The sequence below is a fragment of the Ruegeria sp. CDSA020 genome (assembly GCF_059612345.1).
This window is the reverse complement of record NZ_JBXWQK010000009.1, coordinates 58,314-80,424: the sequence shown is the minus strand read 5'-3', so window position 1 is coordinate 80,424 and position 22,111 is coordinate 58,314. Positions and strand designations below refer to the sequence as shown.

General features: G+C 56.7%; 32 protein-coding genes. 22 read left to right on the top strand and 10 right to left on the bottom strand.

What is annotated here, in order from left to right; all coding sequences use genetic code 11:
* Positions 1–2 precede the first annotated feature (2 nt).
* Together AC2FJW_RS15925 and AC2FJW_RS15920 are read right to left on the bottom strand one after the other, a co-directional pair.
* Positions 3–611 carry an MlaC/ttg2D family ABC transporter substrate-binding protein gene (locus AC2FJW_RS15925; protein WP_496692767.1) on the bottom strand — a complete coding sequence of 203 codons (609 nt, stop codon included), beginning with the start codon at positions 609–611 and terminating at the stop codon, positions 3–5.
* Positions 601–1,371 carry an MlaA family lipoprotein gene (locus tag AC2FJW_RS15920; RefSeq protein WP_142638706.1) on the bottom strand — a complete coding sequence of 257 codons (771 nt, stop codon included), beginning with the start codon at positions 1,369–1,371 and terminating at the stop codon, positions 601–603. Before AC2FJW_RS15920 ends, AC2FJW_RS15925 begins: the two co-directional genes overlap by 11 nt.
* 345 nt (positions 1,372–1,716) lie before the next feature.
* Here AC2FJW_RS15920 and AC2FJW_RS15915 point away from each other — a divergent pair, with 345 nt between their 5' ends.
* Genes AC2FJW_RS15915 through AC2FJW_RS15900 form a run of 4 tightly spaced genes read left to right on the top strand, consistent with a single transcriptional unit; the run spans position 1,717 to position 4,459 of the window.
* Positions 1,717–2,172: a RidA family protein gene (locus AC2FJW_RS15915; protein WP_142638661.1), complete on the top strand. Its 456-nt coding sequence runs from the start codon at positions 1,717–1,719 to the stop codon at positions 2,170–2,172.
* A complete protein-coding gene (locus AC2FJW_RS15910; RefSeq protein WP_142638663.1) occupies positions 2,169–2,936 on the top strand; it encodes a glycerophosphodiester phosphodiesterase family protein in 768 nt (255 codons plus the stop codon). Before AC2FJW_RS15915 ends, AC2FJW_RS15910 begins: the two co-directional genes overlap by 4 nt.
* Positions 2,937–2,981: 45 nt before the next feature.
* Entirely contained in the window at positions 2,982–4,169 is a 1,188-nt protein-coding gene (locus AC2FJW_RS15905) for a GNAT family N-acetyltransferase (RefSeq protein WP_496750636.1), read from the top strand.
* A complete protein-coding gene (locus AC2FJW_RS15900) occupies positions 4,166–4,459 on the top strand; it encodes a 4a-hydroxytetrahydrobiopterin dehydratase (RefSeq protein ID WP_142638667.1) in 294 nt (97 codons plus the stop codon). The genes AC2FJW_RS15905 and AC2FJW_RS15900 overlap by 4 nt, the downstream gene beginning before the upstream one ends.
* Here AC2FJW_RS15900 and AC2FJW_RS15895 read toward each other — a convergent pair.
* The 4 genes from AC2FJW_RS15895 to AC2FJW_RS15880 form a co-directional block, all read right to left on the bottom strand.
* Entirely contained in the window at positions 4,456–4,767 is a 312-nt protein-coding gene (locus AC2FJW_RS15895) for a hypothetical protein (protein WP_496750635.1), read from the bottom strand. The two genes, AC2FJW_RS15900 and AC2FJW_RS15895, sit on opposite strands and share 4 nt — an antisense overlap.
* Before the next feature lie 33 nt (positions 4,768–4,800).
* On the bottom strand, positions 4,801–5,145 hold the full coding sequence (locus AC2FJW_RS15890) for an EF-hand domain-containing protein (protein WP_496678396.1): 345 nt from the start codon (positions 5,143–5,145) through the stop codon (positions 4,801–4,803).
* Between the two features lie 11 nt (positions 5,146–5,156).
* Positions 5,157–5,402, bottom strand: coding sequence for a glycine zipper 2TM domain-containing protein (locus AC2FJW_RS15885; RefSeq protein ID WP_496697828.1), 246 nt, complete (start codon positions 5,400–5,402; stop codon positions 5,157–5,159).
* A gap of 102 nt (positions 5,403–5,504) precedes the next feature.
* Positions 5,505–5,990, bottom strand: coding sequence for a peroxiredoxin (locus AC2FJW_RS15880; protein ID WP_142638675.1), 486 nt, complete (start codon positions 5,988–5,990; stop codon positions 5,505–5,507).
* A gap of 99 nt (positions 5,991–6,089) precedes the next feature.
* Here AC2FJW_RS15880 and AC2FJW_RS15875 point away from each other — a divergent pair, with 99 nt between their 5' ends.
* Genes AC2FJW_RS15875 through AC2FJW_RS15860 form a run of 4 tightly spaced genes read left to right on the top strand, consistent with a single transcriptional unit; the run spans position 6,090 to position 8,690 of the window.
* Positions 6,090–7,301, top strand: coding sequence for an NAD(P)/FAD-dependent oxidoreductase (locus AC2FJW_RS15875; RefSeq protein WP_496750633.1), 1,212 nt, complete (start codon positions 6,090–6,092; stop codon positions 7,299–7,301).
* The gene (gene rsmD, locus AC2FJW_RS15870) at positions 7,298–7,858 is read left to right on the top strand and encodes a 16S rRNA (guanine(966)-N(2))-methyltransferase RsmD (RefSeq protein ID WP_496750632.1); all 561 of its coding nucleotides are present in this window, start codon (positions 7,298–7,300) and stop codon (positions 7,856–7,858) included. The genes AC2FJW_RS15875 and rsmD overlap by 4 nt, the downstream gene beginning before the upstream one ends.
* Complete coding sequence (locus tag AC2FJW_RS15865) at positions 7,839–8,486, top strand: HAD family hydrolase (protein ID WP_496750630.1); 648 nt, start codon at positions 7,839–7,841, stop codon at positions 8,484–8,486. Before rsmD ends, AC2FJW_RS15865 begins: the two co-directional genes overlap by 20 nt.
* Before the next feature lie 24 nt (positions 8,487–8,510).
* Positions 8,511–8,690, top strand: coding sequence for a hypothetical protein (locus tag AC2FJW_RS15860; RefSeq protein WP_496678387.1), 180 nt, complete (start codon positions 8,511–8,513; stop codon positions 8,688–8,690).
* Here the strand turns inward: AC2FJW_RS15860 and map are convergent.
* The gene (map, locus tag AC2FJW_RS15855) at positions 8,678–9,490 is read right to left on the bottom strand and encodes a type I methionyl aminopeptidase (protein ID WP_271952408.1); all 813 of its coding nucleotides are present in this window, start codon (positions 9,488–9,490) and stop codon (positions 8,678–8,680) included. The genes AC2FJW_RS15860 and map overlap by 13 nt on opposite strands.
* A gap of 590 nt (positions 9,491–10,080) precedes the next feature.
* On the opposite strand from map, the gene AC2FJW_RS15850 reads away from it, so the two are divergent.
* Entirely contained in the window at positions 10,081–10,740 is a 660-nt protein-coding gene (locus tag AC2FJW_RS15850) for a sulfotransferase family 2 domain-containing protein (protein WP_496692761.1), read from the top strand.
* A 221-nt stretch (positions 10,741–10,961) separates the two neighbouring features.
* On the opposite strand, the gene AC2FJW_RS15845 is transcribed toward AC2FJW_RS15850, so the two are convergent.
* Positions 10,962–11,111: a hypothetical protein gene (locus AC2FJW_RS15845; protein ID WP_496692760.1), complete on the bottom strand. Its 150-nt coding sequence runs from the start codon at positions 11,109–11,111 to the stop codon at positions 10,962–10,964.
* A gap of 46 nt (positions 11,112–11,157) precedes the next feature.
* Here AC2FJW_RS15845 and AC2FJW_RS15840 point away from each other — a divergent pair, with 46 nt between their 5' ends.
* From AC2FJW_RS15840 to AC2FJW_RS15815, 6 genes are all read left to right on the top strand, one after another.
* On the top strand, positions 11,158–11,421 hold the full coding sequence (locus AC2FJW_RS15840) for a hypothetical protein (RefSeq protein WP_496750629.1): 264 nt from the start codon (positions 11,158–11,160) through the stop codon (positions 11,419–11,421).
* 110 nt (positions 11,422–11,531) lie between these two features.
* Positions 11,532–11,810 carry a hypothetical protein gene (locus AC2FJW_RS15835; protein ID WP_496750627.1) on the top strand — a complete coding sequence of 93 codons (279 nt, stop codon included), beginning with the start codon at positions 11,532–11,534 and terminating at the stop codon, positions 11,808–11,810.
* A 215-nt stretch (positions 11,811–12,025) separates the two neighbouring features.
* Positions 12,026–12,256 carry a hypothetical protein gene (locus AC2FJW_RS15830; protein WP_496750626.1) on the top strand — a complete coding sequence of 77 codons (231 nt, stop codon included), beginning with the start codon at positions 12,026–12,028 and terminating at the stop codon, positions 12,254–12,256.
* 688 nt (positions 12,257–12,944) lie between these two features.
* Positions 12,945–13,511 (top strand): OsmC family protein, encoded by a 567-nt coding sequence (locus AC2FJW_RS15825; RefSeq protein ID WP_496692757.1) that lies wholly within the window; start codon positions 12,945–12,947, stop codon positions 13,509–13,511.
* Between the two features lie 27 nt (positions 13,512–13,538).
* Positions 13,539–14,774: an NAD(P)-binding domain-containing protein gene (locus AC2FJW_RS15820; protein WP_496750625.1), complete on the top strand. Its 1,236-nt coding sequence runs from the start codon at positions 13,539–13,541 to the stop codon at positions 14,772–14,774.
* 12 nt (positions 14,775–14,786) lie between these two features.
* Positions 14,787–15,794 (top strand): NAD(P)H-dependent flavin oxidoreductase, encoded by a 1,008-nt coding sequence (locus AC2FJW_RS15815; RefSeq protein ID WP_496750624.1) that lies wholly within the window; start codon positions 14,787–14,789, stop codon positions 15,792–15,794.
* Here AC2FJW_RS15815 and AC2FJW_RS15810 read toward each other — a convergent pair.
* On the bottom strand, positions 15,791–16,492 hold the full coding sequence (locus AC2FJW_RS15810) for a winged helix-turn-helix transcriptional regulator (protein WP_496703513.1): 702 nt from the start codon (positions 16,490–16,492) through the stop codon (positions 15,791–15,793). The genes AC2FJW_RS15815 and AC2FJW_RS15810 overlap by 4 nt on opposite strands.
* Positions 16,493–16,637: 145 nt before the next feature.
* Between AC2FJW_RS15810 and AC2FJW_RS15805 the strand changes: the two genes are divergently transcribed.
* Genes AC2FJW_RS15805 through AC2FJW_RS15795 form a run of 3 tightly spaced genes read left to right on the top strand, consistent with a single transcriptional unit; the run spans position 16,638 to position 18,135 of the window.
* Positions 16,638–17,198, top strand: coding sequence for a carboxymuconolactone decarboxylase family protein (locus tag AC2FJW_RS15805; protein WP_496703515.1), 561 nt, complete (start codon positions 16,638–16,640; stop codon positions 17,196–17,198).
* The gene (locus AC2FJW_RS15800) at positions 17,195–17,602 is read left to right on the top strand and encodes a DUF6632 domain-containing protein (RefSeq protein WP_496692752.1); all 408 of its coding nucleotides are present in this window, start codon (positions 17,195–17,197) and stop codon (positions 17,600–17,602) included. Before AC2FJW_RS15805 ends, AC2FJW_RS15800 begins: the two co-directional genes overlap by 4 nt.
* The gene (locus tag AC2FJW_RS15795; protein WP_496707019.1) at positions 17,599–18,135 is read left to right on the top strand and encodes a GNAT family N-acetyltransferase; all 537 of its coding nucleotides are present in this window, start codon (positions 17,599–17,601) and stop codon (positions 18,133–18,135) included. Before AC2FJW_RS15800 ends, AC2FJW_RS15795 begins: the two co-directional genes overlap by 4 nt.
* A 291-nt stretch (positions 18,136–18,426) precedes the next feature.
* Here the strand turns inward: AC2FJW_RS15795 and sfsA are convergent, their stop codons facing one another.
* On the bottom strand, positions 18,427–19,143 hold the full coding sequence (gene sfsA, locus AC2FJW_RS15790) for a DNA/RNA nuclease SfsA (RefSeq protein WP_496707023.1): 717 nt from the start codon (positions 19,141–19,143) through the stop codon (positions 18,427–18,429).
* Positions 19,144–19,192: 49 nt separating this feature from the next.
* Here sfsA and AC2FJW_RS15785 point away from each other — a divergent pair, with 49 nt between their 5' ends.
* The 4 genes from AC2FJW_RS15785 to AC2FJW_RS15770 are packed head-to-tail and all read left to right on the top strand — an operon-like array spanning position 19,193 to position 22,108.
* The gene (locus AC2FJW_RS15785; RefSeq protein WP_496750623.1) at positions 19,193–19,915 is read left to right on the top strand and encodes a competence/damage-inducible protein A; all 723 of its coding nucleotides are present in this window, start codon (positions 19,193–19,195) and stop codon (positions 19,913–19,915) included.
* On the top strand, positions 19,912–20,640 hold the full coding sequence (locus AC2FJW_RS15780) for a GNAT family N-acetyltransferase (RefSeq protein ID WP_496750622.1): 729 nt from the start codon (positions 19,912–19,914) through the stop codon (positions 20,638–20,640). Before AC2FJW_RS15785 ends, AC2FJW_RS15780 begins: the two co-directional genes overlap by 4 nt.
* Positions 20,637–21,209, top strand: a complete 573-nt coding sequence (locus AC2FJW_RS15775; protein WP_496709462.1) for a peroxidase-related enzyme — start codon at positions 20,637–20,639, stop codon at positions 21,207–21,209. The genes AC2FJW_RS15780 and AC2FJW_RS15775 overlap by 4 nt, the downstream gene beginning before the upstream one ends.
* The gene (locus AC2FJW_RS15770) at positions 21,206–22,108 is read left to right on the top strand and encodes an OmpA family protein (protein ID WP_496750621.1); all 903 of its coding nucleotides are present in this window, start codon (positions 21,206–21,208) and stop codon (positions 22,106–22,108) included. Before AC2FJW_RS15775 ends, AC2FJW_RS15770 begins: the two co-directional genes overlap by 4 nt.
* Positions 22,109–22,111: the final 3 nt, after the last annotated feature.

Here is a 22,111-nt window from a genome sequence, read left to right as displayed (position 1 = left end):
ATTTACCCGGTTCGCTTCATATCCTTGATCAGACGGTTCAGATCACCGCCGCGCGCGTCCAGCATGGCGCCAATCTCGGTACGTTCGGTCAGCAGCATGTTCACGCCTTCGATAAACATGTTGAAGAATTTGTCGCGGCCGGATTTGTCGGACACCAGGAAGGTCACCTCGAACGGGGAAGATCCCTGCAACTTGACCGAGGTGCGGACCTCGTATCCCGCTTTGATCTTGCGCGCATTGCGAACGGTCACCTGGCCGCCAATAAACTCGCGAAAGCGACGCCCGTATTTGCTGGAGATATAGCCCTGAAACGCGTCGGTGAACTGCCTGATCTGCGACGCACTGGCCGAGCGGCCATCGGCCCCCAACACATAGCGCGCCATGATCGGAACATCGGCATATTGCACGAAAATCTTCTCAAAATCGCGGATCATGCTCTTTTCGGATTTTCCCGAACTGATGACGCGATTGATGTCATCCACAACGCTAACGACCAACGCTTTTGCACTGGCCTCTGTCTGGGCAAAGCCTGGCAAGGGGAGGGTGGCTAGCGCCAGGCCGGCGATGCCAGATGCAATAAACTCTCTTCTCTTCAAATAATTACTCGGCATATGGATCCTCGTAGGGGTCAAGGTAGGGGTCTCTGACAGGGTCGGTCCCGATATCTGCATAGGGATCGTCATACAATCCCAGATAGGCGTCCTCATCATCGCGTGCCAGTTCGAAACGTCGATTTTGCAGGTAAATTGTTTGTGCCTGCTTATAGCTGTCAGCACTTTCATAGAGGATGGAATCGACTGTGTCCGAGAACCGTCCACGGTCGCCCATCCGCCTTACGATTTCGGCGTAGACGCCAATATTCTCGACCGGGCGCACCGGTGTGAAGTTGATCGGGTTCGAAAACAGGTTGACGACGACGCCGACCGCATCCCTGGATGTTGAGGGGCCATAGAAGGGCAATTCCACATAGGCGCCTTCGCCAAAACCCCAGACGTGCAGGGTTTCACCGAAATCGGTATCCACGGGCGGCAGGTTCAATTCGCTGGCCGGGTCAGACAGACCCGCGCCACCAACGGTCGTATTGATGAGGAACCGCAGCAGGGCATTGCCCGACTGCTTCAGATTGCCCTGCAGCAGATAATCCAGAGCCTGACCCGGCATAGTCAGGTTTTCGGCAAAATGGTTGAAACTGGTCACCATCGGATCGGGCACGATTTTCACATAGCCTTTCGAGGCCGGACGGAACAGGAACCGGTCGACGCCCAGATTGAACTTGTGAATGCCGCGGTTTGTATTCTCGTAGGGATCGAAAGTATCGCCGCGCGCGGCCTGATCGGCGGGTTGGGACGCACAAGCGCCAAGAACGGTCATCAGGGTCACGACAATCAGGGGCTTGAATCTGATCTTGCTCAACACGGTATTTCAACTCCAAACGCGCCAGCCGTTTTGTGAGTGGGGCTGGACGCTCAATCAATAATGCCTGCGGCCATTTTGCGGCTCAATCTGTCGTCACATAAAGGTTTTGGGCCCATTTTGAAACAGTTCGCGTTTAACCCGGCCGACTGCATCTGGTAAAGTGACACAAGTTCAACACCTCGGGATAAGAGAAGTTACGCTTAATACGCCACTGACCGCAGTTTTACTGGTTTCACCCTTTTCCAGCCGAACGATCCCGGATAGCGTCCCGCCGAGTCTATATCAGGTGAGGATCAACATATGAGTATCGCAGCAAAACTGGAAAGCCTGGGAATCAGTCTGCCAGACGGGCCGGCGCCCGCCGCCAACTATGTGCCTTTCGTGCGGGTCGGCAATATCGTCTACGTTTCAGGACAGATTTCCAAGGATGCGGAACTGATCACCGGCAAGCTGGGTGATAACATGGATGTTGCAGCGGGTGCTGCGGCTGCCAAGGTCTGCGCGATCAATCTTCTGGCGCAGGTCAAGGCTGCTTGCGGTGGCGATATAGAAAAGCTGGTGCGTGTGATCAAACTGACAGGGTTCGTGAATTCAACCGCCGATTTCACCGACCAGCCGCAGGTGATCAATGGTGCGTCGGACTTTCTGGTCGAGGCGCTGGGCGAGGCTGGTCGCCATTCGCGCTCGGCCGTGAGTGCAGCGTCGTTGCCGTTGGGCGTCGCGGTTGAGATCGAAGGCATCTTCGAGATCGCATGACCCCGGTACTGCCCGCTACGTTCCTACAGGCCCCGATCACGCATCGGGCCCTGCACGACAAATTGGACAACCGCCCGGAAAACAGCCGGGCGGCGGTTCGTGCCGCTGTTAAGGCCGGTTACGGGATTGAGATTGATCTGCAGTTGAGCGCCGACAACCGGGCTTTGGTCTTTCACGACTATGACCTGGGGCGACTGACCGGGCGACCGGGGCCAGTTCGGCAGATTTCGGCGCAGGTAGCGTCCGAGACACAGCTGTTGCACGCTGATGACGGTATTCCGACACTGGATGATGTGCTGGAAATCGTGGCGGGCAAGGTGCCCCTGCTGATCGAGCTTAAGGATCAGGACGGTGTGATGGGCCCGAATGTGGGCCCGCTCGAGCGCGATACTGTACGAGCCCTTGAGGGTTATGAAGGTCCGGTGGCGCTGATGTCGTTCAACCCCAATTCGGTGGCTGAACTGGCGCGGTTGGCGCCGCATTTGCCCAGGGGGATCACGACCTGTTCGTATCAGCCCAAAGTCGAACTTTTGCCTGCGGCGGTGTGCGATTACCTGCGGGACATCCCGGATTTCGCGAGGGTCGGGGCCAGTTTCATCAGCCACGAAGCCGAAGACTTGTCCCGCCCAAGGGTTGCCGAGCTGAAGGCTCAGGGTGTTCCGGTCCTGTGCTGGACCGTTCGCTCGGCCGCGCAAGAGGCCGAGGCTCGCAAGATTGCCGATAATGTGACTTTCGAAGGGTACTTAGCCGCGCATCCGGGTTGAACCGCGCCCCTTCCGTCACAGATAAAGATCAAACGCAGAGGGCACATGGATCAGGCACAAATCGAGGTTCGGGTACTTGGATCGCTCTCGCAGATTACTGCGGCAGAGTGGGACAGCTGTGCCTGCCCCGAGGCTGCGGATTGGGGCCGTCCGCTTGATCCCTTTACCACTCATCGCTTTCTTTTGGCTTTGGAGGAAAGCGGGTCGGTCGGGCCGGGTACCGGCTGGCAGCCGCAATACCTGACGGTTTACCTGGACGGAATGTTGATCGGGGCCGCCCCGATGTACGCCAAATCGCATAGTCAGGGCGAATATATCTTCGACCACAACTGGGCGCATGCCTATGAAAACGCCGGCGGGCGGTATTATCCCAAACTGCAGATTGCCGTGCCGTTCACCCCGGCCACCGGGCGCCGCTTTCTGCTGCGGCCGGGATATCAGGCGGTGGGCATGTCCGCCTTGGTACAGGGGGCGGTGCAGCTGGCCGCGGATAATCAGGTATCGTCGGTCCATACGACCTTTTGCACTGAAGATGAGGCGTTGGCGGGCGAACAGATGGGCCTGATGCTGCGCCATTCCCAGCAATTTCACTGGCTAAACGACGGGTATGCGGATTTCGATGGATTTCTGGCCGCTTTGTCCTCGCGCAAACGCAAGAACATCCGCAAGGAACGCGCGCAGGCCTGCGCCTTTGGCGGCGAAATCCGCGCGTTGACCGGTGATGACCTGCGCCCCGAACATTGGGACGCGTTCTGGGAGTTCTATCAGGATACCGGCGCTCGGAAATGGGGCGTGCCCTATCTGACGCGGCAGTTCTTTGATATTGCGCAAGAAACCATGGCGGATGACATGGCATTGGTGCTGGCCGAGCGCGGCGGGTATCCGATTGCGGGGGCGCTGAACTTTATCGGGCGCGAAACGCTTTATGGCCGTTACTGGGGCTGCGTCGAACATCATGCCTGCCTGCATTTCGAACTGTGCTATTATAGGGCAATCGACTTTGCCATTGCGCAAGGCCTGGCTCGGGTCGAGGCTGGGGCGCAGGGCGAACACAAGCTGGCGCGCGGCTATCTTCCCACGCGCACGCACAGCCTGCACTGGGTCAATGACCCCAGCTTTGCCGATGCGATCAAAAAATATCTGGACGCCGAGGCCCAAGCAGTGGGAGAAGAAATCGAGATTCTGACTGATTATGGCCCGTTCAGAAAGTCGAACCCGGAGGAACACCAATGACTGAACTTCTGTCGACCGAGACCCGTGGCCCCTTGCTGGACCCGCTGTTCAAAAGCGGCTGGACCATGGTCAAGGACCGGGATGCGATCACCAAGACCTTTATGTTCGAGGACTTCGTCCACGCCTTTGGTTGGATGACCCAAGTGTCTATGTTTGCCGAGAAATGGAACCATCATCCCGAATGGTTCAATGTCTACCGCACTGTCGAGGTGACGCTGTCCACCCATGATGTCGGCGGGCTTTCGGCGCTTGACGCCAAACTGGCCCGCAAGATGGACAGCCTGGTCTAACCGCTGTCACCGCGTGATCCGACACCACCGGCAAGGCTGGCAACCTGACCCAGCCGCTTGAACTCAGCTGGGGTGACCAGGTTGTCACTAACGTCGATTTCGGCAGGTATCCGGGTAGTTCTGTTGCCGATCATGCGCACGGACCGTGCTGCGGGGTTGATGTCGAGACAACGCCGGTCATAGCAGGTCAGGCCAGTGGCGCTGATCTCAATCCTCGATTGGCCATCAGGGCCGGTCACAATAGGGGCCTGCGGCACATCACATGCAGCAAGCAACCCCAACGCAAAAAGAGCACTCCATTTGGTCATTGCATACTCCTGTCTGGCCCAAGGCCGCAGAGCCTAGTCCAGTTGACCGTTGCTGTTCTGATCAGCAGAAATAAAATCTTCGGTCATATGCTGATCGTATTCCGTTCTTGAAATATTATTATCCCGGTCCCGGTCAACCTTTTGGAATTGCTTTATATCCAGAAACGGCTTGGCTTCATCCAGGCCCAATGTGCCGTTCTTGTCCTCATCCATCGTCTGGAACGCATAGTCGGAAAAGGCGTCGAACTCATCTTTCGACAGGAAGCCGTCATTATTGGTGTCGATGGCCTTAAGCTCATTCTCATGCAGCTCTGCCACGGTTTCGGCCGTTGCGGCACCCGCCAGGGACAACATCGACAGGACGATTGCGGTTTTCATCTTCATCCCTCTCAACATGCGAACCTCTGACCTTCAACGCCGCCGACCGCAGCACCCGCTGCCGTCAGGATGGTTTTCCCGGAACCGCCGCCAAACTGATTGCCGATGACGCCGCCCAGCAAGGCACCACCCACTGTGCCGCTCAGGCAGGCGATTTCATGCTGTCGTGCGGCCTGTTGCTGTTGGGTGGGGGCCGGTCCACAAGCGCCAAGTGCGCCGGTCAGACCTAAAAGAAAGGTAAATGTCTTTAGGTTCATAAACAAACTCCCTGATGAATATGTACCAAGTATTCGCCCATCATAAGAGTGTCGCAAGTTAAATTGCGAAAATGGCCCCAGCAGCACTGGGGCCAGATCAGGTCAGATAACCTCTAACAGCCCTTCACCTGCGGAAATCTCGCAGACGCCGGGGTTTTCCTCCAGGTTCATGGCGACCACTTTGCCGTCTTCGACCAGCATCGCATAGCGCTTGGACCTGCCGATCAGACCAACGGGCGGGGCGTCGAAATCCATCCCGATGGCTTTGGTGAATTCAGACGCCGCATCGGCCAACATGGTTAGGCCAGTCGCAGTTGCGCCGGTGGACTCGCCCCAGGCGCTCATGACAAAGGGGTCGTTGACCGAGATGCAGATGATTTCTTCCACGCCTTTTGCATCGAACTGGTCTTTGGTACGCATAAAGCTTGGAACATGCGCCGTTGTGCACGTGCCGGTATAGGCGCCGGGCACGGCGAAAATGACAACCTTGCGCCCTTTGGTCTTGTCCGAAACGCGGACCTCTTCAGGGCCATTTGCCCCCATTTGGGTCAATGTGGCGTCGGGCAGAGTGTCACCTGTTGAAATCATTTTTTCGCTCCTGTCATTTGGATTTGCAGAGTCGGGCCTAGCCGCAATATAGGTGAGCTAACAAAAGTGACCACGGGAATTCGACAGGGTGAGGGGAATATGAGCCATATTGTCGTGATTGGCGCCGGCCAGGCAGGTGCTTCGCTTGTCGCCCGGCTGCGTAAAGATGGGTTCGACGGCGAGATTACTCTGATCGGCGCAGAGCCGCATTTGCCCTATCAGAGACCGCCTTTGTCCAAGGCCTATCTTCTGGGTGAGATGGGGCTAGAGCGCCTCTTCCTGCGCCCCGAAAATTTCTATACCGATAACAATATCACCCTGCGCCTTGGTCAGCGCGTGACCGGAATCGACCCTCAGGCCAAGACCGTGACGCTGGGTGATCAGGTTGTTGCTTACGACGAGCTGGCCCTGACCACCGGATCGGATCCGCGCCGCCTTCCAGCCGCTATTGGCGGCGATTTGGACGGGGTGCATGTGGTGCGTGATCTGGCCCATGTGGACGAAATGGAACCCTATGTGTCCGAAGGCGCGCGTGCGCTGATCGTGGGCGGAGGATACATCGGGCTTGAGGCCGCAGCCGTTTGCGCCAAGCGCGGGGTCAAGGTGACCTTGGTTGAAATGGCCGACCGCATTCTGCAACGGGTCGCCGCCCCTGAAACCAGTGACTATTTCAGAACGCTGCATTCCGAATATGGTGCCGATATCCGCGAAGGCGTCGGGTTGGACCGTTTGCTGGGTGAAAACGGCAAGGTCACTGGCGCGGTGCTGACCGATGGAACAGAACTGGCGGTCGATTTCGTTGTTGTCGGTGTTGGCATCGCCCCTGCGACCCAACTGGCCGAGATGGCCGGGCTGGAGCTGGACAATGGCATCAAGACAGATGCGCTTGGGCGCACCTCTGATCCGTCGATCTGGGCGGCGGGCGATTGCGCCTCATTCCCGCATGCTGGCGGGCGTATCCGTCTGGAAAGCGTGCCAAACGCGATTGATCAGGCCGAGATTGTTGCCCAGAACATGTTGGGCGCGGCAAAGGGTTATACTGCGACCCCGTGGTTCTGGTCGGATCAGTATGACGTCAAACTGCAGATCGCGGGCCTGAACACCGGGTATGACCGGGTGGTGACCCGCAATGGTGACGGGCAGACCGTGTCCTTCTGGTACTATAAGGGCGATCAGCTGATCGCGGTCGACGCGATGAACGATCCGCGTGCCTATATGGTTGGTAAGCGTCTGATTGAAAGCGGAAAAACAGCTGATCCTGCTATTGTGGCCGACCCGGATGCGGACCTGAAACCGCTGCTCAAAGCGTGAGGATCATCGCCGGAGCCTTCCGAGGTCGGGCTTTGGCCTCGGTCGGCAAGGGGGACGCCGGCGCGCATCTGCGCCCGACCACAGACCGAGTGCGCGAAAGCCTGTTCAACGTACTGGCCCATCAGATTGATTTTGACGGACTGCGCGTGTTGGACCTGTTCGCAGGCACCGGTGCGCTGGGGCTTGAGGCCTTGTCGCGCGGTGCGACACATGTGAGCTTTGTCGATAATGGCCGCGTGTCACAGGGCCTGATCCGCAAGAATATCGACCTGACCCGCAGCTCTGACTGTACCGAGTTGATCCGTCGCGACGCCACGCGGTTGGGAGCCAATCCTGCAGCGCCTTATGACCTGATCTTCCTGGACCCGCCCTATGGTAAATCCCTTGGGCAAAAGGCGATTGCTGCCCTGTCAGAGGGCTGGTTCGCACAAGGCGCCCTTGTGGTCTGGGAGGAAAACGCGCCCATGCAGCCGCCCGAAGGATTCGTCCTGCAAAACAGCCGCAAATATGGCGACACGCATATCACCCTGATGTGGAATGGCGATCCGGATGCATGATCTGGTGATCTTTGATTGCGACGGAGTCCTGGTCGACAGTGAGCCGCTGTCCAATCAGGTACTGGTCGACAATCTTGCCCGTTATGGCCTGAACCTGACAATCGAAGACAGTATGCAGCTGTTCGTTGGGGGCACCATGACCGGGGTGCGGGACAAGGCAAGGGCGCTGGGCGCGGACTTGTCCAATGACTGGGTCGATGAGGTCTATGCGGAAACCTATGACCGGCTCCGCCTTGGCGTGCAGCTGATGCCCGGCGTGGCGGACCTGCTGGCGGTTCTCGAGGCAAACGGGTTGCCCTTCTGTGTCGCCTCGAACGGCAGCCCGGACAAGATGCAGATCACTTTGGGTCAGAACGGGTTATGGGATCGGTTTCGCGATGTCGCCTTTTCCGCTCATGTTCTGGGAACGGCCAAGCCGGACCCGACATTGTTTCTGACAGCGGCTGAGCGTTTCAACGCCGTAAACCCCGTGGTGATCGAGGACAGCCTCAGCGGCGTGACCGCAGCAAGCAGGGCACATATGCGCTGTTTGGCCTATGCACCGCATGATGGCGGTAAAAAACTGGCCGCTGCGGGGGGCGAAGTCTTCTCTGACATGGCGCAGGTTCCGGCGCTTTTGGGGATTTGACCCGGTCATGTTACCCTGCGGGGCATGGACCGTGCACTGACCCCGTCGAATTGGTCACTTCCGCAAGAGGCTGACACCGCAACCGATCCCCAGCGCACGCCTCTGCGCGCGCCGGTTTTCATCCATGATGCGGTCACGCCATGGGGGCAGGAAACCCTGCTGCTAAAGCTGCTACGGGATCAGGCGGCGGATCAGGAAGAATAGGTCGGGTGGTACTTGCCGCCTGGCGACAGGGTAAAAATCTCGACCCCATCTGCCGTTACACCGACCGAGTGTTCAAACTGTGCCGACAGTGACTTGTCGCGCGTCACGGCGGTCCAGTCATCGGCCAGCGTCTTGGTCTCGGGGCGGCCCAGATTGACCATCGGTTCGATGGTAAAGAACATGCCCTCTTCCAGAACCGCACCAGTGCCCGGACGGCCATAGTGCAGAACGTTTGGCGGTGCATGGAAGACCCGGCCCAGCCCGTGGCCGCAAAAATCGCGGACTACGCTCATCCGGTGTGCTTCGACAAATGATTGAATCGCGTGGCCGATATCGCCGAACGTGTTGCCGGGTTTGACCATCTCGATGCCCTTGAACAGAGCATCATGAGTGATCTGGATCAACCGTTCGGCTTTGCGCGGCAGCTTTCCCGCTACATACATGCGCGAGGTATCCCCGAACCAGCCGTCGACAATAACGGTCACGTCGATATTCAGGATATCGCCATCCTTCAGCTTTTTGTCGCCGGGAATGCCGTGGCAGACCACATGATTGACGCTGATACAGCTGGCATGCTGATAGCCCTTATAGCCAATCGTGGCCGATGTTGCGCCCGCATCCTCGACCATCTGCGTGATGAGCCCGTCAATCGCGCCAGTGGTCTGGCCGACAAACACATGATCGGCAATATCATCCAATATCCGCGCAGCCAAAGCCCCCGCCGCCTGCATGCCGGCAAAGTCACCCTGTTCATAGATACGGATACCGTCCTTGGTCAGACGGCCACGATGTTCTTTCATCGATGCGAGGCTCCAAATATTTCGCGCAGCACCCTTTTTACGCTGCTTGTGCAGAAAGTACCAGAGGGCGCACGGTCGCGGGTTAAGATGGGGATCAATGCCGTGGCTTCAAGGATTGGTCGGATCGCCTTTGTTTGGGCGGATCCTTTTTCTGAGCTCTATGCCCAGCCAGAGAGGTTCCGCCAATGTCGGCTTGGCAGACATCTTGCGGGTCATCCTCCCTTGGTGAGCGGCTGGTGGTTGCTTTCTGTGCCCATCTCGAAAAAGACCCGATGCAACGAACTATGGATTGCTGCGGATGCGAAAGGACACATAGGGCAGATCCGAGAGCGGTCGTTCAAACTCACATTTTCAAACTTACTGCGCCGGGTGGCCCCGTTTTTGACTAATCCCGCAAAAAGCACAACCGTCTGCTAGCCTGACTAAAGCGACAACCGAAGCTTCTTGCAAGGTGTTCGACCCAGTTAATCGGGAGTGCAAAACCGCCCTCATTCGCGGTCTCTTCAATAGGCGAAACAAAGTTATTGCTTTCTCTCTATCAACGATCTTGCTAGAAAACGCGGCGCTATCGACACGGGAGGGAAGCCCATATGTTACTTAGCTTTTTTACGGCAAGACGCATCAAATGCGACTGTCCGACGTGCGGCTGCCCAGGTTCCGGAGGACGAGGAAACTATACTTTTCGGTATGTAAACGCACCTTTGGTCTATTTTGACGTCCCCAAGAGTGCTTCTAGTTCTATCCGCAGATCTTTCTTTGGAGAAGATGAAAGCAAAAGCCTTCGTCATCTGCCCCTTTTTTCAAAGAACCTTTTTCGATTTTCTTTTGTCCGGAACCCTTGGTCCAGAGCTGTGTCGAATTGGAAGATGTTTACGACGCAGCCTTTTCGCGTGAATCAACTGCGTTCTATGGGTGGGCGAGAAGACATGGACTTTCTGCAGTTCCTTCAATTCTCGAAAGAGAAGGTCAATCATCATTGGCTTCCTCAATCTCTTTACGTACCTTTGGAGTTGGATTTCTTAGGGAAACTGGAGAACTTCGCATCCGACTTCGAGGTCGTTGAACAAGTTGCGCTCGAATATGGTCTTTTCGATGTGAGAAGCACACCACCGCACCTTAATAAGAGCAGCACTGAGAAAGTTCACTATTCAAGCTACTACGGCCCCCGTGAAAGAGAGATAGTCGACCAAGTTTATAAACTCGACATTGAACGATTTGAGTACGAGTTTGAAACACGCGCCGTTGACTAAGCCGCCCAGAGACTCAGCTCAGTCCACGACCGAGTCATTACCGACGCAATATTACAGGAGATGGGACGAACGGCAGGAATGCGAAAGCTGCATCGCGGCGAAAATAGCAGATCTGTGCGTTTGGATTGGACCGTACTAATGAAACGAGGAGGCGGCCTTCCGCGCATTGCGCCAGTCCGTTCGTCATGCAAAATTGGTCACCCAGGGCTCAAACTACCCCTTCAACGCTTCTGCATGAACGATAGTTTTTCGGCTAAGTTCACCCAAATCGCCCTCAGGCGATATCCGCGTGCCGTAGACCAGTTTCTCGACACCCCTAGCTGCGCCGCCTCGAACGCCGCTGCATAGGTCGGGTCGATATCTGCGGCCATGGCAATTCGTCCACAATCGCCGTTTTGCCATTCCACAACCTGAGCGATGATCCAGAACAGTTTTTTCAGTGATGGTATTACAGAAGACATCATCACAGGATTGTCGCGCTTTTGCACGCTTCAGTTGGTCTCAAGGAACGCCTCTTTTCGCTTCAGACGCAAGGAAGCCGATCCAGCTGAAATTGCGGCGACTTTGGGCGCGGATTATCTTGTCGAAGGTAGTGTGCGAAAAGCAGGGAGCCGGGTCAGAGTTTCGGAGCAGTTCTCAGACTCAATTTTGGGGATTGCAGTTGTGGTCGGATCGAAATGATCGTGAATTAGAGGATGTTTTGGAGGTTCAAGACGATGTGACACGAAGCATCGTGGCGGTCCTCCCCGGGCGGGTTCAGCACGATGTTGCCCCGAAAGCCAGAAAAGGAAATGAGGGCTTACGAGCTAATGCTAAAGGGCAAAGCCCTTCGCGAGGGCCTGAATGCCCGAGATACGGCAAAGGCACGGGCCCTGCTAGAACGGGCAGTAGCCCTCGACCCGACAATCGCGCGATCGTTCATGTACCTTTCAGATACCTATGTCATTGATATTTGGCTAGGGTTTGCTGTTACCGAAGCAACCAACCATGTATTGCAAATTGCTCGAAAGGGGACGGCACTGGACAACCGGGATGTCTACATCCAGGACCAACTCTGTTTCGCCTATTAGTGCGCAGGCCTTTGGCAAGAGGCTGAGACCCAGTTTGAAAAAACGCTGTCTTTGATCGAAAACGAGGCAGAGTCCATGGCTTGGTGTGGATACGCCTTTCTTTTGCTCGAGAGGCATGAGAAGGCGCGTGAGGTCGTATCTGAGGCAATGCAGTTGGATCCTTTGCACCCCCCGGCCATCGATTGGATTATGGGAGAGGCTTGGCTCAATTCCTTGTGACAGCATTCGTGGCGGCCTTCTATGCAAAGCTTGATCGTCAGGCAGAGGCCGAAGCAGCCCTCGTTGATTTTACAGCCGAGCGTCGCGACGAACTCATGAGCCGAGGTATCCGAGTGAATGAAGAAACCGTTTCTACTCTCACTCATGGGTTTCAGACGATGTGGCGGCAACCAGATGATTTCGAACACCTTGCTGCTGGCCTACGCGCAGCCGGTTTGCCCAGTTGAACTTAAGTATAGAAATTGCTTTCGACTTTGTAGGGCTGGACCAGACCTTGGAGGCAGAAGGAAATTCGGGGTTCAGACACATTTACTTGGATGAGGACGGCCTAGAGCAGCCACTCGATCCGGCCCGGTCATGCTGCGGTGCAGCCCGCCATTGCCGCCGTTGATACATGGCGCAGCATTCACAAAGGATCAGTTTTGTTGTTGGGGCAAATCAATCCCTGATGCGTTTCTACTTAAGGGTACGATCGGATTGATTTGATTCCAGTTGCCTAACATCATGTCCAAGCCTGAACTCGGTGGTATCAATCCGGTCTCAAACCTAATATGCCTCCCTGCAACCAAGAGAGGACACCCAATGCCTAAATCCAAAAAGCCCAAGGCGAGGCGCCCGGGTGCAAACCCTGTCAAGAAGCCTGCTTGGCATCAAGCGCTCAACGGTACTGCCGGACAACATGGGGAGCGGCCTACCAAGACAGGCAAAAAGGCACAGAACAAATCGGCTTAGGCAAATAGCCAATTTCGCCAAATCCATCCTTCGCAATGCTAGCGGCGTTAGCTTCTTTTTCTTACTATCAAATATGTAGTGGATTGCTTTCGACCGTGAAGTATCACGCAGAGCGCGTGTTCCCTAGAAGTCGTCGTATCGAGCCGCACCGACAGCTCAACACACTTCTAAAGGAACAACACAATGACCACGCAACCCCAAGACAAGCCCGTTTCAAATGGCGTAAATACCGAGGCCCTGATCGGGGCACGGGGCGCATTTGCCGAGATGCCAAAAGCTGCGTCCTTCACATTCCGCAGCACTTGCGACTGGGTCGACGGCAGTGAAAGCCGCAACACCATCAATGGCTATTTTGGCCTGGGTGAAGAACACACACGCAAAGAAACTTTTTCAATTTGCTCGGACCATCCAGAAGTTTTCGCTGCTCGTGACAGCGCGCCGACCCCCCCGGAAATCGCATTGTCCGCATTGGCGAGCTGCCTGACCGGTGGCATCGCTGCAGTCGCGCAACATCGGGGCATCCAACTGCATGACGTACAATGCGTTGTCGAGGGTGATATGGATATGCGCGGGATATTGGGCATGGACCCCGACATTCGCAACGGCTTCAGTGCAGTCCGTGTGACCTTTGATATCGATGCTGACGCAAGCGACGATGACATTCGCGCTTTGGTCGCACAGTCACAAAAACGATCCACTGTTTTTGATCTTATGACCAATCCGACCAACGTACATGTGGTCGTCGCCTAGGCCGCGATTGCTACAGGAGCGAGCGTCATGCGACATATTTCGACTGTCATCATTGGCGCCGGGCAAGCCGGGCTTGCAATGAGCAAGTGTCTTTCGGACCGTTCCGTTGCGCATGTTGTGGTGGAGCGGGGCGAGGTGGCGCAGTCCTGGATGAAAGACAGGTGGGACAGCCTGCGGCTGCTTACTCCAAATTGGCAGTCAAGGTTGCCGGGGTATAGGTATAAAGGACCTGATCCGGACGGGTATATGAACATGCCCCAGATCACTGGTTATCTGCGTGACTATGCCCATGCGATCGATGCCCCGGTCGAAGAGCACACAGCTGTTCATTCTGTGACCTCTCACGGGAACAACTATCTGGTTCGCACCAACAAGGGCGATTGGATCTGCGACCATGTCGTTGTCGCCAGTGGGGCTTGCGCACGGCCTAAACTGCCTCAGTTGGCGGGCGCTGTTCCGGAAGGCGTCACGCAGCTGTCGCTCGGAACGTATAAATCGCCTGATCAAGTTGCAAAGGGCGGTGTGCTGGTGGTTGGAGGGTCAGCCAGCGGCGTGCAGATTGCCGCTGAACTCTGCAAAGCGGGGCATGCTGTGACCCTTGCCGTTGGGGAGCATATCCGTGCGCCGCGGCGTTATCGTGGGCGGGATATTCAATGGTGGATGGATCGTAGCGGCATTCTGGACGTCCGCGTCAAGGATGTGGACGATATCGAACGCGCCCGCCGCTTGCCCTCGTTCCAACTGATGGGTGATTCTGGAATAGGCTCCATTGACCTGAATACGCTTCAGGCGATGGGGGTTGCAGTAACGGGTCGACTGGTCGGCATTCAAAACGGAATGGCGCAGTTTTCCGGCTCAGTTGCCAATCACTGTGCCATGTCGGACTTGAAGATCGGCCGCCTTCTTAAGCATTTCGACGACTGGGCCGAACGCGTGAACATTACAGGCCTTCCCGATGCGCAGCTGTTGCCCCCGACGTTATTGTCCAACCCGCCACACCTCATGTCCAATCTGAGAAACGGAGCGATCTGCACCATCATCTGGGCAACGGGTTATTCCCCCGAATTCAGTTGGCTGAAGCTTCCTGTGTTCGACCGGAAAAGCATTTTGGTCCACGATCAGGGCATCGTTGCACCCGGTCTATACGTCCTGGGATTGCCCTTCATGCGGCGTCGGAAGTCGGCGTTGATTGATGGCGTGGGCGGTGATGCGCAGGCCCTTTCCGATCACCTTATTGCCAATCGAAACCGCCACGCGGCTTGAAGGAGTTCAATAATGAACAAGGCGATCAAAACCCGCGCAATTTCGACGGCGTTTACAGATCTGGTTGCGGTTGATCACCCTATCGCGCTGGCCCCCATGGCCGGCGCCGTGGAAAGCGACTTGGCTGCTGCTGTTGGCAATGCAGGCGGCTATCCGATCATGCCCTTCTCGTGGAGCAGCAGAGAGACTATTGAGGCTGAACTTACAAACCTGCGGGCAAAGACCGGTGCGCCATTTGCCATAAACCTTTGCCTCGACATGCCGCAAGAAGCCCGATTAGAACTTTGCCTATCGCATCGCCCTCATGCTGTGCATTTCTTCTGGGGGGATGCAGCGCCCTTCGTAAAACAAGTGCATGCCAGCGGGGCATTGGTAATCCAAACCGTCTCGTCTGCGAATGAGGCAAAACGCGCCGTTGATGCGGGCGTTGATGTATTGGTCGCGCAGGGTTGGGAAGCAGGAGGGCATGTTCGTGGGACCGTTGCGACCCTGCCGCTGATCCCGGCCGTCGTGGATGTGGCAGGATCGGTGCCAGTTCTGGCGGCCGGAGGTATCTCGGACGGGCGCGGGTTGGCTGCGGTCCTCTGTTTGGGGGCCAGCGGCGTTGTCATGGGAACTCGTTTTCTGGCAACCCCAGAAAGTGCGGCGCATTCCGAATACATCGCACAGCTTTTAGCGGCCCAGCATTCAGACACAGTCCATGAGACCGATCTTTATAATGTTGGATGGTCAAATGCTGCACATCGCGTGCTGCGTAACGCCGTAGCGGATCGTTGGCTAGCAGAGGGCCGCCCCGGCAATCGGGCACGTCACCGGTCCGGTGAAACGGTTGCAATGCGAGGCATCGCCCCAATCAAGGCCTATCAATCCACGACACCCCATCATTCGATGACCGGAGAGATTGAGGCGTTATCGATGTGGGCAGGTCAAAGCGTTGGCCTGGTGAACAGCACTGAACCCGCTGGAACGATTGTCGACAGTATTATGTCACAGGCCGGCGCGGCGCTAAGATTGTCCTAACGTGCCGCCAAAATCTCTTCGGCATTTGGCAAGCTTGCGAAAATGCAATCGGAAAGCCAGCTTGATATATTACGTGTCAGAGCCGCCGGTCCGATGATCTCCATCGCGCCAGAGGCTTTGGCAGCCTTATAGGTCGTGTGACCCAACCATGCATCCGCCATCGCGCGCACCTTGGTTGTGATGAATACGTCCACGTCCAGACCGGGGTCGGTTGTGCAGACATCAACATTGCCACCTTCAACCGTGATCCACCATTTAGGTTGCTCAGCGAAATCCGTAAACTGGAACAACACGACCGTTCTGCTGCCGGGCAGGTTCTCGGGAACAATACTTCGTTGAAGATAAAGCATCAAAAGCTCGACGTCGTAATCCGCGTCGCTCATAAACGCCTTTGACCATTCCATGCCCCAACTTCCAAGTGCCAGTAGGATTGGCTGCAGCTGCCGGCAGCTTGCGGTTGGTAGGTATTCGTGCCCTCGACCGCCTTGAATACGACGCTTATAGACAAGGTCATACTCCTCGAGCGTGACCAATCTGCGCGTCAAAAGCGTGGGAGAGATCGCGCCCAACCCACGCTGGAGCTCTGAAAAACGTGTGCTGCCCATCAACAGTTCGCGTACAATCAGCATGGTCCATTTTTCGCCCAAGATTTCAGTTGATTTGGCGATGGGGCACCATTGGCCATAGCTGTGCGACATCAAAGTTACTCCAGAAAGTGTAGTAAGGCACTCCAATCGGTATAGTGCTTTGCTCCAATCTGTAAAGCATCGCGTAGGGACGCCGTCAGATAGATCTCATGACATCAAGCAGCCCAACTGCGGATCTGCAAAACAGAGAGTGCTTATGACCCTATCCATACACACGCCCCAGACAGCGGCCCCACAATCACGTCCGATATTCAACGCGATCACGCAGGCACGTGGCTTTGTTCCTAACGTTTATGCCGTCTATGGCGGTCTTCCTGATGCGATGACCGGGTTTGCCGGGCTGACCGGCGCCTTTGGGAACAGCAGCCTGTCGCCCGCCGAACGCGAGGTGATCCAACTTGCGGTTAGCGTGGCCAACAAGTGCCGCTACTGCGTCGCAGGTCACACAGCTTTTGCTGCTGATGCCGAACTGAGTGACAGCCATGTTCAAGCGATGCGTGCGGGGCGCGACCCTGAAGACGATCGTCTTGGTGCTCTGGCACGGTTTGCCCGGAAACTCACAACAGACCGTGGTCGTGACTGCACCGAAGAATACGCGGGATTTTTAGCGGCAGGTTATCACCCAGAGCAGGCGCTGGAGGTAATCATAGGCGTTGCAAACAAGACGCTAAGCAACATGACCGCCAACTTACTGGACCTGCCGCTAGACGCGGAATTTGCGCCCTATGCATGGACTCCTAAGGCAGACGCAGCATGAGCCCCGAAAGCCGCGCGAAGGGATTAAAGATCGCCTTGGCCCTGTTTGGGACCATCTGTTTTCTGATCTATCCACTGGCCGTTATCTGGCCTTCGGGGTGGGTCTGGCATGGTGGCGGAGGTCAGCACTATTTCCAGATGATCTGCGGTATTTACGCGGTTCTGGGATGGTTCCTGATCCGGGCATCCTCAGCCCCGCAAAACCATATGAGTCTGATCAGTTTTGCCATCTGGTCCAGTATCGTCCACGCAGCGATTATGGCCGCTCAAGTCAGCCGGGACCATATGGAGATCGGTCATTTGGTGGGCGATATCCCAGCCCTGATCATTATGGCTGCGGTGCTTTGGTATCTGTCGCCACGCCGATCAGAGACACCCAGAACCAGCGAAGGAACACCCAAATGAAAACCGCAGCTCTGCAGCGCGTGGCCGTCAAGACCGCCCAGACACCCGCTGAAATCGCCGCCATACAAAACATGATGCGCGCCTTGGTTGATTGGTTGTTCTTGCGCCATCACGCCTATCGCAATCTTGTCGCCCGCTATTTCGACCCGGTTGAATTTGAACGAGAGCTCTCAGACCTGCATCGCATATATGGAGCGCCCACAGGAACGTTGTTAATCGCAACCATTGATAAGGAATTCGTTGGGTGTGTCGGTCTGCGCGCACTCGATACAGAATATTGCGAAATGAAGCGCATGTTCGTCGTTCCGAAATTTCACGGGCAAGGCGTAGGTCAGGCTCTTGCAACGCATCTTACCCACCGAGCCCGCGAATTTGGGTACTCAAGAATGTATCTTGATACAGGCCCAGAACAAATCGAGGCACGAGGATTGTATCAAAAGCTCGGTTTTAAGCCGATCAAACCCTATTATGATGTCAGCGAGGAAATGGCGGATTGGCTAACCTTCATGGTCCTGCAACTCGACCCACAATGACTGGATCAAGGTTGTGGACTGATTATGACAGCACTGCGTGTAATGACGCATTCCTCAGATACTCATGAAAGATATCTGCCTTGTCGTGACTGCTGACCCAATGATCGTACATTGTTGTCATTGCCGGATGTGCCAGCGGCAAACAGCCAGCGCATTCGCCGCAATCCCACTTCTTACGGCAGACAATGGGTGTTTAGATCAGGATGGGCCAGCGCCCCGGTTTTCTTGCTCAAGCAGAGAATCCCACGTTGCTAGAAGGTCGAATTCACAGGATGGGATCAAAGGGCCTTTTCAACGCTTCTGCATGAACGATTGGCTTTCGGTCACGTTTACCCAAACCCCTTCAGGCGATATCCGTGTGCCGTAGACCAATTTCTCGACACCCCTAGCTTGCGCCGCCTCGAACGCCGCTGCATAGGTCGGGTCGATATCTGCGGCCAATGCAATTCGTTCACAATCAGTGCGCTGGACCAGATACAGCAGGATTGCGCGATGCCCCTGGTCCACCATAGCCGTCAGTTCCCCTAGATGTTTGGTTCCGCGCGCTGTGACGCTGTCGGGGAATTCGGCCAGACCGGGTTCGCGAGACAGGGTCACGCATTTGACCTCGACATAAGCGTCCTGAAGACCCGGCTGGGTCAGTAGGAAATCAACGCGGCTGTTCTCGCCGTATTTCACCTCGGGGCGTACAGTTTCATACATTGCCAGTTCGGGGATCTCCCGCGCGATCAATGCCGCGCGCAACGCCCGGTTCGGGACGGATGTATCCACGCCGGTGAAATGCCCGTTTTCGTGATCGACCAGCCGCCAGCCATATTTCAGCTTTTTCTTCGGGTCGTCATTGGGCTCCAACCATATTTTCTCGCCCGGTTCGGCCAGTCCCATCATCGAGCCGGGATTGGCGCAATGCGCTGTCACCTCGCGCCCGTCCTCAAGCCTGCAATCGGCTAGAAAGCGTTTATAGCGGCGGATCAGGTGGGCGGGGACAAGAGGGGTTTCAAATCGCATGCTTCAGGGCCTATACCTGCGGAAAGGGTCGATCAAGGGGGCGCAGGCCATGCAAAATCCAACCGCAGCCATGCTGGTGATCGGGGATGAAATCCTGTCGGGTCGCACCCGCGACGCAAACATGCATTATCTCGCGCAGGAGCTGACCAAGCAGGGGGTCGACCTGAAAGAGGTCCGTGTGGTCAGCGATGACGCCGCTGCAATCGAAGCCGCCGTTCAGGCGTTGTCGGCAAATTTTGATCATGTCTTCACCAGCGGTGGGATTGGACCGACCCATGATGATATCACCGCCGATTGCATCGCCCGTGCCTTTGGCGCGCATATCGACATCCGCGACGATGCTCGCGCTTTGCTTGAAGCGCATTACGAGAAATCCGGGCTGGAACTGAACGCTGCCCGTTTGCGCATGGCGCGCATCCCCGATGGTGCCACGCTGATCGACAATCCGGTGTCGACTGCGCCAGGCTTTACCATCGGCAATGTTCATGTGATGGCTGGGGTGCCCTCGGTCTTTCAGGCGATGGTGGCGAGTGTATTGCCGGGTCTGACCGGCGGTGTTCCTCTGCTGTCCCAGACCTTGCGGGTGGATCGCGGCGAAGGCGATATCGCCGCTCCCCTTGCGGCACTAGCAGCGGATTTTCAGGATTTGTCCATCGGGTGTTATCCGTTTCAGATCAATGGTGTGTTCGGTGCCAACGTTGTCATCCGCGGAACCGAGGGCGCCCAGATTGATGCAGCCTCAACCCGGTTGGCGAAAGAGCTTGGTCTGTGAGCGTTGTCTGGCCTGATGTCGTCGATGGCACTTGGCCATCTGCGCATCGCGACAGGAAGGGGCCGTTTTGGGTGCGTCAGGGTCTGGGCGGCGGATCGCGGGTGAGTGCAGCCAATGCGCTGGGGCCGGTCTTGGATGACGATATCGCGGCGGCCGAGGTCGCGATGCAGGCACTGGGGCAAAAGCGCATCTTTTGCCTGTGGCCAGGGGACGAGGCGCTGGATGCGCAGCTTGAAGGCCGGGGCTATTCCGTGTTGGATCCGGTCAATATTTACACCTGCCCGGTTGAGCATCTGACTGATCTTCCGCTCCCCCGCGTAACGGTGTTCTCGATATGGGAGCCGCTGGCAATCATGCGTGAGATCTGGGCCGAGGGCGGGATTGGACCAGAGCGGCTGGCCGTGATGGAGCGAGCCCCGGGTCCAAAGACCGGCCTGCTGCTTCGCCATAGTGACCAACCTGCTGGTACCGGGTTTGTTGCGATGCACGGGGACGTGGCCATGGTCCACGCACTTGAGATTTTGCCCGCTCATCGCCGTCAGGGCCTGGGCCAATGGGCGATGCGCGCGGCTGCGCTCTGGGCACAGGATCAGGGCGCCGTGACGCTCAGCGTGATTTGCACCAAGGCGAATGCGGGTGCCAATGGCCTTTATCGCGCGCTTGGGATGGAGCTTGCCGGAGAATACCATTACCGTCAGCTGGCTGAAGGAGAGAACCCAAAGTGACCGATCTTACCCCACCCACCGCGCTGAACCTTCCGATGGTGGATCCGCTGCCGCCGGAGACGCAGAAATATTTCGACATTTGCGTCGAAAAGCTGGGTTTTGTGCCCAACGTTCTGCGGGCCTATGCCTTTGACATCGACAAGCTGAACGCGTTCACCGCGATGTATAATGATCTGATGCTAGCGGATAGTGGGTTGTCCAAGCTTGAACGCGAGATGATCGCGGTGGTCGTGTCGGCAATAAACAAGTGTTTCTATTGCCTTGTCGCACATGGGGCGGCGGTCAGGCAGTTGTCGGGTGATCCGCAACTGGGCGAAATGCTGGTCATGAACTACCGGGTTGCGCCTTTGGATCAGCGGCAGCGTGCCATGCTGGATTTCGCGGCCAAAATGACCACCGAAAGCACCAAGATCGAAGAGCCCGACCGACAGGTCCTGCGGGATGCCGGGTTTAGCGACCGCGATATCTGGGACATTGCCAACGTGACCGGCTTTTTCAACATGTCGAACCGTGTTGCAAGCGCGACCGCGATGTCCCCCAACCCCGAGTATCACGCCCAATCAAGATGATCCGCCGTCTCGTTATATTCCTGTTGCTCATGGCATCGCCTGTTGTCGGGCAGGAGCTGACGCTTCCTTCGGGTACGCGATTGGTCAGCGACCGCACGAGCCCGTTGGACAGCTATGACCTGCCCACTGGCCCTTATACCGACGGAGCAGTCCCGGCGCGCCGGGTCGAAGGGCGGGTCGAGCGCTATACCTGGCGGCTGCAGGCCGGGTCCAGCACCACTTTGCAGCTGCTAGCCCCGTTGCGGGAACAGATCAAAGCCCAGGGGTATGAGGTTCTCTTTGACTGCGACGCCCGCAGTTGCGGCGGCTTCGATTTTCGCTTTGGAACCGAAGTTGTCCCCACGCCTGACATGTATGTGGCCATCCAGGACTATCGCTTTTTGTCCGCTGCCAGGGGCGACGAAGTTCTGAGCCTGTTGGTCAGCCGAAACCCGCCCGATGGCTATGTGCAGATGATCCGCGTGTCACCTGAAGGGGCCGAAGCCGCGCCTCCGCTGGTGATCGAAGAAGCGGTCGATCAGGCGCAGGGGCTGTTGGCAGAGCTTGCCCAAGAGGGCCATGTGATTCTGGGTGATCTGCATTTTCGCACGGGCGAAATAACCTTGGGTGAGGGGCCTTTCGGCTCTCTGAATGAGATTGCGCAGTATTTGTCGGACAATCCCGGAACGCGGCTGGCTCTGGTCGGGCACACGGATGATACTGGCGCACTCGAGGCCAATATTTCGGTCAGCACAGGCCGAGCGCAGACCGTGCGCGCCCGGTTGATTGAGAAACATGGCGTGGCCGCCGACCGGGTCGAGGCGCGGGGGATTGGTTATCTGGCCCCGATCACCTCGAATGCAACGCCCGAAGGTCGCGAACTGAACCGCCGGGTCGAGGCGGTTCTGCTGATCAACTGATCC

Coding starts and splice junctions, on each gene's coding strand:
- AC2FJW_RS15925 (WP_496692767.1), bottom strand. CDS start 611: ATGCCGAGTAATTATTTGAAGAGAAGAGAGTTTATTGCATCTGGCATC.
- AC2FJW_RS15920 (WP_142638706.1), bottom strand. CDS start 1,371: ATGACCGTTCTTGGCGCTTGTGCGTCCCAACCCGCCGATCAGGCCGCG.
- AC2FJW_RS15915 (WP_142638661.1), top strand. CDS start 1,717: ATGAGTATCGCAGCAAAACTGGAAAGCCTGGGAATCAGTCTGCCAGAC.
- AC2FJW_RS15910 (WP_142638663.1), top strand. CDS start 2,169: ATGACCCCGGTACTGCCCGCTACGTTCCTACAGGCCCCGATCACGCAT.
- AC2FJW_RS15905 (WP_496750636.1), top strand. CDS start 2,982: ATGGATCAGGCACAAATCGAGGTTCGGGTACTTGGATCGCTCTCGCAG.
- AC2FJW_RS15900 (WP_142638667.1), top strand. CDS start 4,166: ATGACTGAACTTCTGTCGACCGAGACCCGTGGCCCCTTGCTGGACCCG.
- AC2FJW_RS15895 (WP_496750635.1), bottom strand. CDS start 4,767: ATGACCAAATGGAGTGCTCTTTTTGCGTTGGGGTTGCTTGCTGCATGT.
- AC2FJW_RS15890 (WP_496678396.1), bottom strand. CDS start 5,145: ATGAAAACCGCAATCGTCCTGTCGATGTTGTCCCTGGCGGGTGCCGCA.
- AC2FJW_RS15885 (WP_496697828.1), bottom strand. CDS start 5,402: ATGAACCTAAAGACATTTACCTTTCTTTTAGGTCTGACCGGCGCACTT.
- AC2FJW_RS15880 (WP_142638675.1), bottom strand. CDS start 5,990: ATGATTTCAACAGGTGACACTCTGCCCGACGCCACATTGACCCAAATG.
- AC2FJW_RS15875 (WP_496750633.1), top strand. CDS start 6,090: ATGAGCCATATTGTCGTGATTGGCGCCGGCCAGGCAGGTGCTTCGCTT.
- AC2FJW_RS15865 (WP_496750630.1), top strand. CDS start 7,839: ATGGCGATCCGGATGCATGATCTGGTGATCTTTGATTGCGACGGAGTC.
- AC2FJW_RS15860 (WP_496678387.1), top strand. CDS start 8,511: ATGGACCGTGCACTGACCCCGTCGAATTGGTCACTTCCGCAAGAGGCT.
- map (WP_271952408.1), bottom strand. CDS start 9,490: ATGAAAGAACATCGTGGCCGTCTGACCAAGGACGGTATCCGTATCTAT.
- AC2FJW_RS15850 (WP_496692761.1), top strand. CDS start 10,081: ATGTTACTTAGCTTTTTTACGGCAAGACGCATCAAATGCGACTGTCCG.
- AC2FJW_RS15845 (WP_496692760.1), bottom strand. CDS start 11,111: ATGGCCGCAGATATCGACCCGACCTATGCAGCGGCGTTCGAGGCGGCG.
- AC2FJW_RS15840 (WP_496750629.1), top strand. CDS start 11,158: ATGATCCAGAACAGTTTTTTCAGTGATGGTATTACAGAAGACATCATC.
- AC2FJW_RS15835 (WP_496750627.1), top strand. CDS start 11,532: ATGAGGGCTTACGAGCTAATGCTAAAGGGCAAAGCCCTTCGCGAGGGC.
- AC2FJW_RS15825 (WP_496692757.1), top strand. CDS start 12,945: ATGACCACGCAACCCCAAGACAAGCCCGTTTCAAATGGCGTAAATACC.
- AC2FJW_RS15820 (WP_496750625.1), top strand. CDS start 13,539: ATGCGACATATTTCGACTGTCATCATTGGCGCCGGGCAAGCCGGGCTT.
- AC2FJW_RS15815 (WP_496750624.1), top strand. CDS start 14,787: ATGAACAAGGCGATCAAAACCCGCGCAATTTCGACGGCGTTTACAGAT.
- AC2FJW_RS15810 (WP_496703513.1), bottom strand. CDS start 16,492: ATGTCGCACAGCTATGGCCAATGGTGCCCCATCGCCAAATCAACTGAA.
- AC2FJW_RS15805 (WP_496703515.1), top strand. CDS start 16,638: ATGACCCTATCCATACACACGCCCCAGACAGCGGCCCCACAATCACGT.
- AC2FJW_RS15800 (WP_496692752.1), top strand. CDS start 17,195: ATGAGCCCCGAAAGCCGCGCGAAGGGATTAAAGATCGCCTTGGCCCTG.
- AC2FJW_RS15795 (WP_496707019.1), top strand. CDS start 17,599: ATGAAAACCGCAGCTCTGCAGCGCGTGGCCGTCAAGACCGCCCAGACA.
- sfsA (WP_496707023.1), bottom strand. CDS start 19,143: ATGCGATTTGAAACCCCTCTTGTCCCCGCCCACCTGATCCGCCGCTAT.
- AC2FJW_RS15785 (WP_496750623.1), top strand. CDS start 19,193: ATGCAAAATCCAACCGCAGCCATGCTGGTGATCGGGGATGAAATCCTG.
- AC2FJW_RS15770 (WP_496750621.1), top strand. CDS start 21,206: ATGATCCGCCGTCTCGTTATATTCCTGTTGCTCATGGCATCGCCTGTT.